This is a genomic window from Sphingobacterium sp. NPDC055346 (assembly GCF_053645235.1).
This window is the reverse complement of sequence record NZ_JBSHMI010000004.1, coordinates 275,693-288,671: the sequence shown is the minus strand read 5'-3', so window position 1 is coordinate 288,671 and position 12,979 is coordinate 275,693. Positions and strand designations below refer to the sequence as shown.

11 protein-coding genes are annotated in these 12,979 nt (G+C 40.6%); 4 read left to right on the top strand and 7 right to left on the bottom strand.

Annotated elements, in window-relative coordinates; genetic code table 11:
• Positions 1–49: 49 nt before the first annotated feature.
• Both ACWICE_RS10245 and ACWICE_RS10240 read right to left on the bottom strand, forming a co-directional pair.
• Positions 50–1,819: a RagB/SusD family nutrient uptake outer membrane protein gene (locus ACWICE_RS10245; protein ID WP_454298303.1), complete on the bottom strand. Its 1,770-nt coding sequence runs from the start codon at positions 1,817–1,819 to the stop codon at positions 50–52.
• A 2-nt stretch (positions 1,820–1,821) separates the two neighbouring features.
• Positions 1,822–5,052, bottom strand: a complete 3,231-nt coding sequence (locus ACWICE_RS10240; protein ID WP_454298302.1) for a SusC/RagA family TonB-linked outer membrane protein — start codon at positions 5,050–5,052, stop codon at positions 1,822–1,824.
• A 224-nt stretch (positions 5,053–5,276) separates the two neighbouring features.
• Here ACWICE_RS10240 and ACWICE_RS10235 point away from each other — a divergent pair, with 224 nt between their 5' ends.
• Positions 5,277–5,819 carry a dihydrofolate reductase family protein gene (locus tag ACWICE_RS10235; protein WP_454298301.1) on the top strand — a complete coding sequence of 181 codons (543 nt, stop codon included), beginning with the start codon at positions 5,277–5,279 and terminating at the stop codon, positions 5,817–5,819.
• Between the two features lie 10 nt (positions 5,820–5,829).
• Here ACWICE_RS10235 and ACWICE_RS10230 read toward each other — a convergent pair whose 3' ends face one another.
• The gene (locus ACWICE_RS10230) at positions 5,830–6,486 is read right to left on the bottom strand and encodes a hypothetical protein (protein WP_454298300.1); all 657 of its coding nucleotides are present in this window, start codon (positions 6,484–6,486) and stop codon (positions 5,830–5,832) included.
• Positions 6,487–6,698: 212 nt separating this feature from the next.
• On the opposite strand from ACWICE_RS10230, the gene rraA reads away from it, so the two are divergent.
• Together rraA and ACWICE_RS10220 are read left to right on the top strand one after the other, a co-directional pair.
• Entirely contained in the window at positions 6,699–7,184 is a 486-nt protein-coding gene (gene rraA, locus ACWICE_RS10225; protein ID WP_454298299.1) for a ribonuclease E activity regulator RraA, read from the top strand.
• Between the two features lie 120 nt (positions 7,185–7,304).
• Positions 7,305–8,579, top strand: a complete 1,275-nt coding sequence (locus ACWICE_RS10220) for a DEAD/DEAH box helicase (RefSeq protein WP_454298298.1) — start codon at positions 7,305–7,307, stop codon at positions 8,577–8,579.
• Between the two features lie 4 nt (positions 8,580–8,583).
• Here the strand turns inward: ACWICE_RS10220 and ACWICE_RS10215 are convergent, their stop codons facing one another.
• From ACWICE_RS10215 to ACWICE_RS10205, 3 genes are read right to left on the bottom strand one after another with little or no spacing between them, the layout of a single operon-like run.
• Positions 8,584–10,161: an ATP-dependent DNA ligase gene (locus ACWICE_RS10215; protein WP_454298297.1), complete on the bottom strand. Its 1,578-nt coding sequence runs from the start codon at positions 10,159–10,161 to the stop codon at positions 8,584–8,586.
• 1 nt (position 10,162) lies between these two features.
• A complete protein-coding gene (locus tag ACWICE_RS10210; RefSeq protein WP_254527533.1) occupies positions 10,163–11,167 on the bottom strand; it encodes a ligase-associated DNA damage response exonuclease in 1,005 nt (334 codons plus the stop codon).
• Positions 11,168–11,186: 19 nt separating this feature from the next.
• Positions 11,187–11,648: a MaoC family dehydratase gene (locus tag ACWICE_RS10205; protein ID WP_254527532.1), complete on the bottom strand. Its 462-nt coding sequence runs from the start codon at positions 11,646–11,648 to the stop codon at positions 11,187–11,189.
• Between the two features lie 418 nt (positions 11,649–12,066).
• Here ACWICE_RS10205 and ACWICE_RS10200 point away from each other — a divergent pair, with 418 nt between their 5' ends.
• Positions 12,067–12,522 carry a hypothetical protein gene (locus ACWICE_RS10200; RefSeq protein ID WP_185212499.1) on the top strand — a complete coding sequence of 152 codons (456 nt, stop codon included), beginning with the start codon at positions 12,067–12,069 and terminating at the stop codon, positions 12,520–12,522.
• A gap of 47 nt (positions 12,523–12,569) precedes the next feature.
• Here ACWICE_RS10200 and ACWICE_RS10195 read toward each other — a convergent pair whose 3' ends face one another.
• Positions 12,570–12,968, bottom strand: a complete 399-nt coding sequence (locus ACWICE_RS10195; protein WP_185212497.1) for a hypothetical protein — start codon at positions 12,966–12,968, stop codon at positions 12,570–12,572.
• Between the last annotated feature and the right edge of the window lie 11 nt (positions 12,969–12,979).

Below are 12,979 nucleotides of genomic sequence, written 5' to 3'. Positions count from 1 at the left end.
AGTGGCTGCTAGATCTAGCAGCCACTGGAAAACGACAATTCATTTTATTTTACCAACCTGGGTTCTGTACCAGGTTTTCATTTTTTACGATGGCTGTAGCCGGGATTGGGTACAGGTATTGTTTGTTATTAGGGTCCCAAGTACGGGGCTGGGCCTTGAACCATTCCAAATGTTTATCAGCAGTGAGGGTTTGAAAGTTGGTAGCCTTTCCACCGATAGCGACTTTAGCAACACCTGAAGGTACTGTGATGGATGGTCCAGATTGACTGCCATCGTAGAACACAACATCCATCTTACCATCATGGTCTAAATCCATTAAAGTATTCAAGGCTGGCACATAGATACCCGTCCAAGATAGGTTTGCCATCAATTCACCTAATTTCCAACGCTTCAAATCATTGAATCTGAAACCTTCTAATGCAAGTTCTACCTGTCTTTCCCGACGAACCTCTAAGAGGATAGGGTCAGAAATCTTAGGGAAGAATGTCTTTTGAAGGAAAGGGTCTACTTTTGAAGGTAATGCATTGGTTCCTCCAGTCACCCCCGCACGAGCGCGAAGTGCACCAATGGTCTTTTGCCAATCTGAAGCCGATAATTGCTTTAATTCAGCTTTTGCCTCTGCATAATTTAATAAAACCTCTGCAAAGCGCATCAACGGGACAGCATTGGTGTTGTAGCCACCATTGTCATAGAAGCTATCATCCAAAGTATATTTGATAGGCTGATAACCCGTATAGGTAAAGCTGCTGAAGTTGGGCGGAGCCGGAGCATCATTGCGTTTGTAACCGGGTGTACGGATCAACTGCGAAAGGCGATTGTCCCTGTTTTGGGTTTCCTCAAAGAATTCTTCGGTTTTGTAGTTAGCACGGTCGGTATATGGAGTTCCATCGATATTCAATATGCTGTTCACAAATTCCCTGGACAAGCTCAATCTAGGACCGTAGGTTGCGGAAGTCCACCACCAGTTGGCATCATTTAAGATGGCCAATTCCTTGCTGAATGCTACAGCTAGCATAACCTCAGAGGTAACCGGCGTATTGCTGATAAACAGCTGCCTTTGGGATAATTTAACCCCTTGGGCAGTATTCAGGGAATAAGGACCTTTTGACATCAGGATATCGCCGGCATCAACCACCATTTTAAAGAAATCATCTGGTTTTGTTGGTAGATCAAGTGCATGGTATTTACGGAAGGTCCCTTCGAATAGTGCCACTCTGGTTTTTAGGCCAAGGGCTGTCCATTTGTTGATGACCGTACCGTCGCCGGCACTTTCAGTGATGTTTTGGTAGGCATAGTCAAGGTCTTCCAAGATGTGCTTTACTACTACCTCCCGAGAGTCCTGCTTTGCAAAAAGAACTTCCCTTTCATCTTGCGAGATTGGATGGTCTATCCATGGCACATCTCCAAATCGTACGACCATATTATAATAGAACCAAGCCCTGAAGAATCGAGCAAGACCGGTATAGTTATTACGGATCGTTTCATTAACCTCCTCACGGTTGTTCTTGACGATCATTTGATTGATGTTCCTTAAGGTAGACCAAGACCATCCCGAACTTACTTCAGGAGAATAGGCTCCCTTGACCATAAAGTCATTAAGGCTATTGACCACAGAATAATCGGTCATGGCATCGCCCTTATAGGCATCTGAACCGGAGGTAATATTGTTGTAGAATGAAATACTGTAGGTTTTCAATCCGTTTTCGGTTCCAAAGATATCATCTTCGGTTGCGGTTGCTTGGGGCATTTCAGATAGTTCACAAGAACTGAAAAGCAATGCGATAGCAGGTAGATATAATAAATTTCTTAATGTTTTCATGATTATAATCCGATAGATAGGTTAAAACTATAGCTTTTCATAACCGGGTAATTGAAACCATCACCATGTCCTGTCGAGATATCAGGATCTGAAGGTCTTAAGTTGCCGACATCTAGATCTTTTGTCCTTTTGTAGAATGGGGACCAAGTAAATAGGTTTTCACCAGATAATCCAATCCTTAGGCTCTGAACTTTAAGTTTTGAGGTGATTGAACTAGGGAAGTTATATCCTATCTGCAGGTTTTTCATACGGATGTAAGAGATTTCCTGTAAGAACCTTGTTTGTGGATTGACCTTAATGGATTCATTATATCCTGCATAACGTGGGAAGTATCCATTCGGATTGTCCTCAGTCCAATAATTGTCAACATGCCACGATGGAAGGTTGTTGTAAGGTCTATTATATTGTCCCCAGAAGATTGATTCGTTTCCAGGATACCACTGTTGCTTACCAACACCTTGGAAAAAGGATGATATGTAGACGTTTTTCCAATCCAAGTTGAGGTTGAAGCTATAGATGTAACGTGGTTCTTTGTTACCGATGATTCTTTTGTCTCCATGGTCAGTCAAGGTATTTGTTCCATAATCAATGACACCATTTCCATCTAAATCAGCAAAGCGTACATCACCAGGATAGATCTTACCAGAATTAGAAGATTTAATCAAGGATTGTGTAGCAGCAGCATCGATTTCCGCTTGGTTCTGGAATAGGCCTTGGGTTTCATAGCCCCATATTTCTCCTAGGGTCTGGCCGATATAATAATCAGAAAGGTTTCCGGTTTCATTGTTGTAGCGATCGATGGTTGATTTATAATCAGCCAAAGTTCCTTTTACAGACCAGTTAAATGGACTTCCTGAAGCTTCAAAGCTATCTCTATATCCTAGTGAAAGTTCAAAACCTTGGGTGGTCATGTCGGCATAGTTTCCTTTAGGGGATGCTGCACCGAATACATCTGGCAATGTCATACCTACGGTATACATATTCAATGTTTTCCGTTGATAGAAATCAGCCGTAAAAGTCAATTTATTATTGATGGCAGAAAGATCCAGACCTATATTGGCCGTTCTTGCAGTTTCCCAGGTTAGGTTGTTTGGAATAACCACTGGAACCCCTGTGTATGGATTTTTAACCCCACCAATCACCCTATTGGAGATACTGATGGAATACTGATCCATAAAAGCATAGGGGTCAATATTACCATTTCCAAGTGAACCATAGGAACCTCTTAGTTTTAAATCGGAGATAGCGCTCTTGTCCACTTCAAAGAAAGGTTCTTCCGAGATTCTCCATCCCACGGATGCAGAAGGGAAAAAGGCCCACTGCTCATTGATAGGGAACTTGGAAGATCCATCGTAACGTCCATTGAATTCAAATAGGTATCGATCTTTATAGATATAATTAGCACGCATAAAGACGCCAACGTTTCTGTATTTGTTGTAACCAGCAGTTGCGGTGGTATTTTGACCTAAAGCTAGGTTGATATTGTCAACATCTTCGGTCAGAAGCCCTGTCTTTGTGATATAATCTGATTCGTAAACGCGTTGTTCATAATTATAACCCAATAAACCTTTGAAATAATGGTTGCCAATGGTTTTTTCGTACTCACCATATAAGTTTCCAAATAGGTATTTCCATTGTTGGTCGACCAGATAGATATTGTTGTTCATGGAGGTTTCCAGTTTCAACATCTTTCCTTCAGCAACACTGTATGGAACTGGCACGCGGACGCGAGTAGAATTGAAATCACGGTTCCTGAAGGTGAAATCACCTTTTATTCTCAGGGAGTTATCCAAGAATTTAGTTTCGAATGCCGTGGTATTTCGAAGGTCAGCGTTTTTAGTGGCTGTACCATTCTTGCCGTAAATGAAATCACCTACAGTATAGGCTGCCGAGAAACTGAAGGAGCCATCAGGATTAAAAATTGGAGAGGAAGGGTGACCTTCATCAGCTATGTTTCTCCAGATATTTCCCCCTTCACCAGCAGTCGAAGGATCCCAATATTTAGCATAGGAGTAGTCGATGTTATTGGTAATCCTTAGCCAATCATTGACTTGCATTCCTGCTTTAGCTCTTGTGTTGTACGTGTTATAATTGTCGGTATTGAAATTATACATACCGTTGTAGTCATAAGTTCTGCCAGATAGATAATAATCGAATCTACCGGAGTTTCCTGAAATGGAAAGGTTATGGTCCTGAACAAAGGTATTGTCCTTGATTAGAGTACCATAATAGTCCTCATTGCCATAATATACGTAGTTTCCTTTATCATCTACTGTAACTTCTTCAGTAATGCCTTGTTCTTTCCGGCGTTTGAATTCTTCTAACCATTCTGAAGTAAAGATCTGGGTCTTATTCAGTTTACTTGGGATTGATGAATAGTTGTTCCATGCATTATATGCTGTAAAGAAGTGGGAAGCATAGGTGTATCCATCGGTAATAAAGTCGGGTCTAGCGATTGGCTTCTGGAATGAAGCATTTCCGGAGTAGGTAATGCTTGTACGGTCCGCCTTAGCTCTTTTGGTTGTGATCAATACCACACCGAATGTACCGCGAGATCCATAAATAGCCGAAGATGAAGCATCCTTTAAGACCGATACGGATTCGATATCATTGGGGTTCAGTGAGGAAGGATCGCCTTCAACACCATCGATTAAGATCAAGGCACTTCCACCTTGCCCGATGGAGGTGGTACCACGGATGTTGAAACTAGGATTACGGGTTGGTTTACCGTCAGCAGGAACAATGTTTAAGTTAGGAACAGCACCCTGCAGCATTTGGCTGGCATTCGCCAAGACCCTTCCTTCGAAAACTTCAGGACCCACTTGGTCTACAGCTCCGGTAAGGTTGGCTTTCTTTTGTGTTCCATAACCTACAACGATCACTTCTTCCAGATTGGTGTCGTCAGGAGTCAGGGTTATCTGCACATTACTTGATGTTACCGTCACGTTTTGTGCTTCAAAACCTAGGTAACTGATTCGCAACTGCTGCCCTTGACTAGCTTCGATTTCAAACTCACCATTTTCATTGGTACTGGTAGACTTCTGTGTGGTCAGGTTAGTAATTGTTACTGGGGATAAAGGATTTCCATCTTTATCCTTTACGACACCTCGAATAGTCGATTGTCGTAGTTCTGAACCAATAGCTTTGAATGGCTCAGCAAGTCTCAAGTCCACATTTGCCCAACTGGGATAAGAAAGGCAAAGGGCGAGACTAACAATTAATGTTTTTCTCATAGTGATTAAAACGGTTTAGTGTTTTGGCAAAAATGTAGTTTTAAGATTGATTCAATGTTAAGCTAATATTATATTAACTTAAAAATCTTAAATAAGTTTGATAATAAATAGTTGAATATTAGTAATGTTGAAATGTTTTTAAAGATTTCTTAAGAAAATATTTGAAATTTATACGAGGATATTCTTGGGATATACCGTTACTTTTTATCCATAACCTTGATGATATGAGAAAATTATCTCTCTTTATAGCTTGCAGTTTAGATAGTTTTATCGCAAAGCCAAATGATGATCTCAGTTTTCTGAATTTAGTTGAAAAACAGGGCGAGGACTACGGATACGCAGATTTTACCGCAGATATTGATACAATTATCATTGGTAGAAAGACTTTTGATTTTGTTGAGCGAACCATAGGTGTTCAACATTATGATCAAGCTGAACGTCAGGTTTATGTGATTACGAGCTCCGATAGACCGGCACAGGGAAATATTAAATTTTATAATGGTAATGTTATTGCATTAGTAAAGGATTTGAAAGCTGCTGAGGGGAAAGGCATTTACTGTGATGGAGGGGCAGAGCTGATCAATGAGCTATTAAAAAATGAATTGATTGATGAATTGATCATATCTATAGTTCCAGTTTTGTTGGGAGAGGGGGTACGGCTATTTAAGGGACATATGACAGAACAAATCCTTGAGTTACATTCGGTTAAATCATTCGAGACTGGTTTGGTACAGCTTCGTTATCGACGGAAGGAAAGTGCGAAATAGGATTGGGCAATCAATAGAATTCAATTAGTCTTTGATTGATGATGTCGTACTCATAAAGTTTTCTATTTTCATTATCGATATACAGCCATTGTAAAATATTCTGCTTATTATCTTGGTCTGTTCCAAGGCCAATGACCATATAGGGTCGGTCTTCAAAAGTTATTTCATCGATTTGATAAATTAACTTGGCCTGATCCTTTTCCTTTAGGATTTCTTTGGTGAGAGGTTGGGTACTATAGGCAAGATAGTATTCCAGGTAAGCAGTTAAATATGCAAGGTAGGAATCTGTTAATTGTAGATCAGGAGACTTGACATATTGTAGTAGGTTTGGATAAGCTCTTCGGAGTGCATGTACCTTTCCATCCATTAATTTTGTATAATCCAAGAGGACTTGATTGTTTTCCATGAAATCTCCATCAATATTTTTAATTTCCTCCTCTTTCCATAGCACTTCAATGATATCACCACGCAGCAAATCCTTGCTAGGTTCTTTTTTAGCCATGAAGACCATTGGCCATGATTTATTTCCTTCTTGCACAAAGAACAGAGCTATGTCTCCCTCATCGTTATACTCCTTAAAGACCAAAGTATCTTTAACCTGCGCTTGAGTTGCATTTATATGAATGAATAGGAGTGCGAAAAAGAGTAGTAAATGTCTAGCTATCATGACTTATCAATTTGAAATTGAAGGAATTTAATTTAAATCATTCAAAATTTACGAATAAAGCTTTATGAATTTAGCATTAGCCTTTATTATTAACTGAAAGTAAAAATAATGAAACATGTAAATATTCTTTTGAGTGAAGCTGCACAATTGCTTTTCTGAAAGCTATCTTTGCGCCATATTTATAAAAATAGCTGTAATTAATATTAGAAAATATGAAGATGATTTTAACTGCCGATCTATGTGATGCGTATATGCCAAACCTTCAGGTTGTAAAACCCATTGGATTCAAGAATTATGGGAAGAAGAAGAGTTTTCATGGACAGATTGTAACTGTGAAAGTTTTTGAAGCCAATGAATTGATCCGTGCGATATTGGAGGAAGATGGCAATGGAAAGGTGTTGGTAGTTGATGGTGCTGGTTCAGATCGTAGGGCTTTGGTCGGCGGCAATATTGCAGCTATGGCACAGGAGAATGGTTGGTCTGGCGTATTGATCAATGGCGCGATCCGTGACATTTTGGAAATTGCTGAGGTGGATATGGCGGTTCTTGCCTTGTTCAGCAATCCACATCGTAGCGCCAAAGAGGTGCAAGGCGAAAGAGACCTAACCCTTAATTTTGCCGATGTAGATTTTATCCCTGGCCATTTTATCTATGCTGATGAGGATGGAATTGTACTTTCAGAAAAGGAACTTTCATAATATTTTACTCCAAAAAGGGTCATTATGAAGTATCCTTGGCTGTAAAAGATGCGCCAATACGCCTAGACTGTATTAATTTAACTAACTTTGTAGCTTTACATTCATTTTAAATATTCAGCAGTGTCTTTAGATAAATTAAAACTAAGCAAGCGTCTCCATGCATCGATGAACGAATTGGGTTATTTTACAGCCAAGGAATTCCAGTTAAATGCTCTTTCACGCATCGTCGGTGGACATAGCATCCTCGGCATTGCTCCAGAAGGTGCCGGAAAAACCACGACTTATGTCCTTGGGGTATTGATGCGGTTGAAATATACCGACGATGAAGCTCCTAAAGTTTTAGTCTTAGCACCAAATGAAGAAAGAATCACTGAAATCGTAGATCGTTTCTATGCCGTAAGCCGTAATAAGAATCTGCATATTATGGGACTTAAGACCAGCGGTGGGATGGAAGAGGAGATCGAAGACCTGGTCCGCGGTGTAGATATCGTTGTGGCTACACCTGCCCGTGCGCGGGCGGTCTATTTGAAACTGGGCCTTAACCTAAACCGTATCGAAACCTTTGTGATCGATGATGCGGAAGAAATCGTAAAGCAAGGGATGCAAACCAACGTTCGCGAATTGGCGCAAAGTTGTGGGAAAGTGCAATACCTATGCTTCAGTACCGTTGAACATGAAAAGCTGCATCTGATGATTGACGCTTTTATGCCTTATGCAACCCTTGTAGAAGTGGATGAGCTTGGCGAAAACAGTCATGACACCCATGAACTGATGCTTTATCAGGTGCCTAATTTCAGTACAAAGATCAACCTGCTGAATGATCTCATGGCTGATGATGAAGTTTTCGATAAAGTAGTAGTCTTTGTAAATACCAAACATACTGCCCATAACCTTTTGGATAGGCTACATGCCAAAAAGGGTGTTGCTGCTATCTATAGGCCTATGTTCCATGATGACTATGGCTTTGATGATATCAATATCTTTAAACAGAGGCCCGAATGCCGTATCCTGATCGTAGCCAATGAAGGCCTTGAGGATATAGACTTAAGCGCTGTACCTTTTATCTTCCATTTTGAAATTCCAGAGAATAGGGAAGAATTTATTAAGCATGTCCTGAAGACTGGTGAAGATGAGGTTATCGCCATCAGCTTTGCTACCGACATTGAGCTTCCTGAGGTTAAGAAAATCGAACAGAGTATTGGCAAAAAGATTCCTGTGATGCCACTTCCGGAGGATCTAACGATTTATAAACCATCTGAGGTATCTAAAGAAAAAGCTGTTGAGGATGAAAGTAGAGGGGGAGCTTTCCATAAAAAGAAGGAAAGCAACAGCAAGACCTACAATTATGGGAGTGGAGTGAAAGCTAAGATGACCAAAAAGAATAAAAAGAGGTAAGCACCTAGATCAGCTTTTTGATTTCTTGGATATCATCTATTTCTGAAGGGAGTTTATCTTTTCGCCAGCGAACAATTCTGGGGAACCTGAGGGCGACTCCCGACTTATGTCTGTTACTTGGGGCAATGCCTTCGAAGGCTATCTCGAAAACCAATTCAGGTTTTACGGTACGAACAGGGCCAAATTTCTCTATAGAGTTTTCACGAACGAACTTGCTGACTTCAGCGATTTCCGTGTTACTGAGTCCTGAATAGGCCTTGGCAATGGTTACCAGCTTGTCTCCGTCTTTCACGGCAAAGGTATAGTCAGTATAGTGCCCACTTCGGCGACCGCTACCTCGTTGTGCATAGATCAGTACGGCATCGATGCTCATCGGATCCACCTTCCATTTCCACCAGAAACCTTTCTTTCTCCCAACCTGATAGGCCGAATCTTTGGCCTTTAACATCAAACCTTCTGCATTTATATTTCCAGAGGATTCCCGAACCTTATTGAGTGAATTCCAATCGCTGAAATCCAATAATTCCGATAATAAGAAATTTTCTGAATTCAATTTACCCAGGAGGTCTTCTAATATTTTCCTTCTCTCCTTCAGTGCCATGTCTCGTATATCCTGTCGGTTCAGTTCCAAGATGTCAAAGGCAATAAATTTTATAGGGACCTCTTGCATCATTTTCTTCGAAATATTCTTCCGGTTCAGCCTTCTCTGCAATTGATTGAAGGTCATGACGCCATTTTCATCATAAGGAACGATCTCTCCATCGATGACAAAATCAAAATCCACCTCTTGTAGATCTTCCAATAGTTCGGGAAATTGCTCATTTACCAGCTCCTCACCACGCGACCAAATAAAGGTTTCGCCTTCCCGTTTGATTACCTGTCCGCGGATTCCATCCCATTTATATTCTACTTGCCAATCTTGCTCCATGCCTAGACTTTCAAGATCCTGAACCAAGGGATTTGCAAGGCTAAAGGGATAGGGAACGGATAGGTTGATGTTGATATGTTCCCCCTCGATAAATTTTTCAAAGGAGAGCAATTCAGGATCCCAATCCGACATAAGGCTATGGGCTACCAGGTTTGCATCCAAATCATAAAACTTGGCAAAAGCATTAATGAGCGTTTTAGAAGATACACCGATCCTAAAACTACTGCCCATAAGTTTATTGAACACAAAGCGTTCGGTCTGTCCCAGGCTTTCCCATGAAGTGAGGATGTAAGATTTGATTACATCATCAGTTTGTCCCTGAAGAGCCATGATTTCCTGAATCCACTGGTCCAAACTTTTTTCGACGCTATGTTTGGCGGGCGGTATGATCAGGGCAATGGTCTCCGCCAGGTCACCTACAGCGGTATATGATTCCAGAAACAGCCATTCAGGAATGCCACTGTATTCAATGGCTAATTGACGCATGATATTGGTCTTGACAGAACGACGCGGCCTTTTTCCCGTAAAGAGACGGATGAACCAATACTTATCCAATTCGGAAGATTCAGCGAGGAACTGTTCAATAGCTAGGATTTTGCTATTGGTCTTATTGCTGCTGTCCAGCGCATTTATCAGTCTTGCCAGTACCTTCATCTTATTCCTTGATTAGCTGTTCATCAGTTTCTTCTTCGCTGCCAAAAGCAGTTGTTATTTCCTCAGCTTCAATGCCTATTTCATTGAGGTACCTCGAAAATTCTGCTTTAAAACCGTGCGTAACATATACCTTTTCCGCAGCTGTTTCGCGCACCGCAGTCAATAGGCCTGGCCAATCGGCATGGTCGCTGATGGCAAATCCCGCATCAGCACTGCGCCATCGCCGGGCACCGCGAACCTGCATCCATCCCGAACAGATTGCCGTTTGTGCATTGGGAATATTCTTCAAGATATTGGAACCAAATAGGGAAGGCGGTACAATGATAATTTCGCCTTTCATGTCCTTTGGGCGATCATTGAAATCAATAGTTTTATAGGCAGGTAAGGAAATGCCACTTTCGGTAAATGCTGCATTGATCCTGGAAATGGCATAATGCACATATAGGTCATCAAAACCTTCCAACGCCTTCATGATACGTTGAGCCTTTCCTAAGGCATAGCCGATGATTATCGAATTATTTCCATTTCGTTTATTATTGGCCACCCATTCCCCAAGGTTTTGGTTGATTTCGTCAACCGGAAGCCAATTGTAGATGGGCAGACCAAAGGTGCTTTCAGAAATGAACTCATGGCAACGGATCGGTTCAAAAGGAGTGGAGAGGCCATCATCCTGGATTTTATAGTCCCCGGAGACAACCGTTACTTTCCCCTGAAATTCCAATCGAACCTGTGCCGAACCAATTAAATGCCCTGCAGGGTGCAAGGAAACCCTTACCGAATTGATTTCGATAGCTTGGTTGTAATCCAGTGTCTGTACCTTAATATCCTGTCCTAACCGCAGTTTCAGTATCGGAGCCGTCAGTTCATGGCATAGATACCGCTTCATACCTATCCGGGCATGGTCTGCGTGTGCATGCGTAATAATGGCATAATCCACCGGCAACCAAGGATCAATATAGAAGTTTCCTTGAGCACAATATATCCCTTCTCTCCGAAATTCCAACATAGGCTCAAGGCTTTAGGTTTTAGTCTTTAAAACTGTACAGAAAGATTACATCACCTACATAGACAGGTTTGTCAGATTCCTCACTCATGAGTTTAGCTTGAATGGTCGCTTTCACCGTACCACGCAGGTTGTTGATAGATTTCACCAAAGCATGCAATCGAACACGGGTATTCACTTTTACAGCTTGCCCGAATTTAAGGTTTTCAATACCGTAGTTGATTTCCATCTTCACGTTCCTGACATCCGCAATCTGCTTCCATAAATGGGGGATAAGGGATAGGGTCAGGTAGCCATGTGCAATGGTGGTTCCAAATGGGCCTTCATTCTTCGATTTCTCCTCATCTACATGTATCCATTGATGGTCCAATGTGGCATCAGCAAATAAATTGATCTGTTTTTGGTCAATTAAATGCCATTCAGAAAGACCTAATTCTTTCCCTTCATAAGTTTTGTACTCTTCGTAATTATTGATGATTACCATAGGTATTATTAGTATATAAAAATAAGCTAGTGATTTTTTTTGATTAATTAAAGGTTTTAATCCATGAAAATCCCAATCAGCTCAGTCTGTAGGGTTTAATTACCCTTATTTCTAACAATTGATAGCTCCATATGTTTGCATTGCAGCCTAGGTTTCCCTAAATGAAATATGAATTGCATATGGTTATTTGATAAAGCGTATTTCCTTTATCAATGCGTAATGTAATAGACAAACTTACCTACAGCTTCTGCAATCTTATAGACCATCAATACAGCAATCAAAGCTGCAAATCCTAGTATGATTTTTTTATTTTTCATAATCCGTTTTAATAATTGGTTATCCTAATTCGGTAATCGTTACAAAATTTACTTAATTTATGTAAAATTCTTTTTTCAGGCATTAATTTATCACAGATTTCATGCAATTATACATTCCAAAAATAGAGTTAGACAGCTTAGATAAATCTGGATTAGAAATCTACCAAGGTTTAGATGCTGAACCATATGGCCCGGACCTGGCGAGCAAAGTCTGCAAAAAGCTGATGCAAAATCCAGGAGAGGATACAGGCCTATATTTTTCCCATCGTGATTATTGCGGACTGGGACTGTATTTTATCAACCAACAATTTATGCTAGGCGTAGTAAATGATGGTTATGGACCAGAACCAATGCTGGCAAGCTGCGAATCAGATACTGATTTAGTAAACTGGCTGAGTCAAGAATCTGATCAAACCATGTCGCTATATGGAAGTCACTTTAATAACCAAACCATTACAAAGTCCCGTTTGGAATGGTATCTAGAAGAAAATTATTCACCTACCTGGAATATGTACTGTTTGTATATGAATGATAGGCGGGGAAAAGGAAGACCATGATAATATTTCGAATAAAGCCTAATCCGAAAAATTAGGCTTTATTGATTTTAATTGATTTTTTTACCTGTAAATAGGATCTGCTTAGTTGCTTTACTTCCAAGCGTAGAAACCGATAATGAGTTTTCGTCTTTGATATATACGAATACTCCTTTCGGATCATCGTCATCATTGCTCATCGTACCGTTTTGCTCATAGACATCAAAAGTTTCCGAAACACTTCCCGAAGCTGCATTTGTCGTGAATTTTAACTGGTCTTCACCCGCTTGAGTAACCGTTACGATGCTATTGTCATAACTGGTGAACTTGCCGTTAGAAAGATGAATGCTCAAATCTCCCTGGTAACTCCCCACAGCATCAATCGGTTTCAAATTACTGTCTTTGCTACAAGACGTTGTTCCAATAAGACCCAATGCAATAAATAGCATAAAGTGTAATTGCTTTTTCATATTAAGTAGAT

Coding starts and splice junctions, on each gene's coding strand:
- ACWICE_RS10230 (WP_454298300.1), bottom strand. CDS start 6,486: ATGATAGCTAGACATTTACTACTCTTTTTCGCACTCCTATTCATTCAT.
- ACWICE_RS10205 (WP_254527532.1), bottom strand. CDS start 11,648: ATGGTAATCATCAATAATTACGAAGAGTACAAAACTTATGAAGGGAAA.
- ACWICE_RS10235 (WP_454298301.1), top strand. CDS start 5,277: ATGAGAAAATTATCTCTCTTTATAGCTTGCAGTTTAGATAGTTTTATC.
- ACWICE_RS10215 (WP_454298297.1), bottom strand. CDS start 10,161: ATGAAGGTACTGGCAAGACTGATAAATGCGCTGGACAGCAGCAATAAG.
- ACWICE_RS10195 (WP_185212497.1), bottom strand. CDS start 12,968: ATGAAAAAGCAATTACACTTTATGCTATTTATTGCATTGGGTCTTATT.
- ACWICE_RS10200 (WP_185212499.1), top strand. CDS start 12,067: ATGCAATTATACATTCCAAAAATAGAGTTAGACAGCTTAGATAAATCT.
- rraA (WP_454298299.1), top strand. CDS start 6,699: ATGAAGATGATTTTAACTGCCGATCTATGTGATGCGTATATGCCAAAC.
- ACWICE_RS10210 (WP_254527533.1), bottom strand. CDS start 11,167: ATGTTGGAATTTCGGAGAGAAGGGATATATTGTGCTCAAGGAAACTTC.
- ACWICE_RS10245 (WP_454298303.1), bottom strand. CDS start 1,819: ATGAAAACATTAAGAAATTTATTATATCTACCTGCTATCGCATTGCTT.
- ACWICE_RS10240 (WP_454298302.1), bottom strand. CDS start 5,052: ATGAGAAAAACATTAATTGTTAGTCTCGCCCTTTGCCTTTCTTATCCC.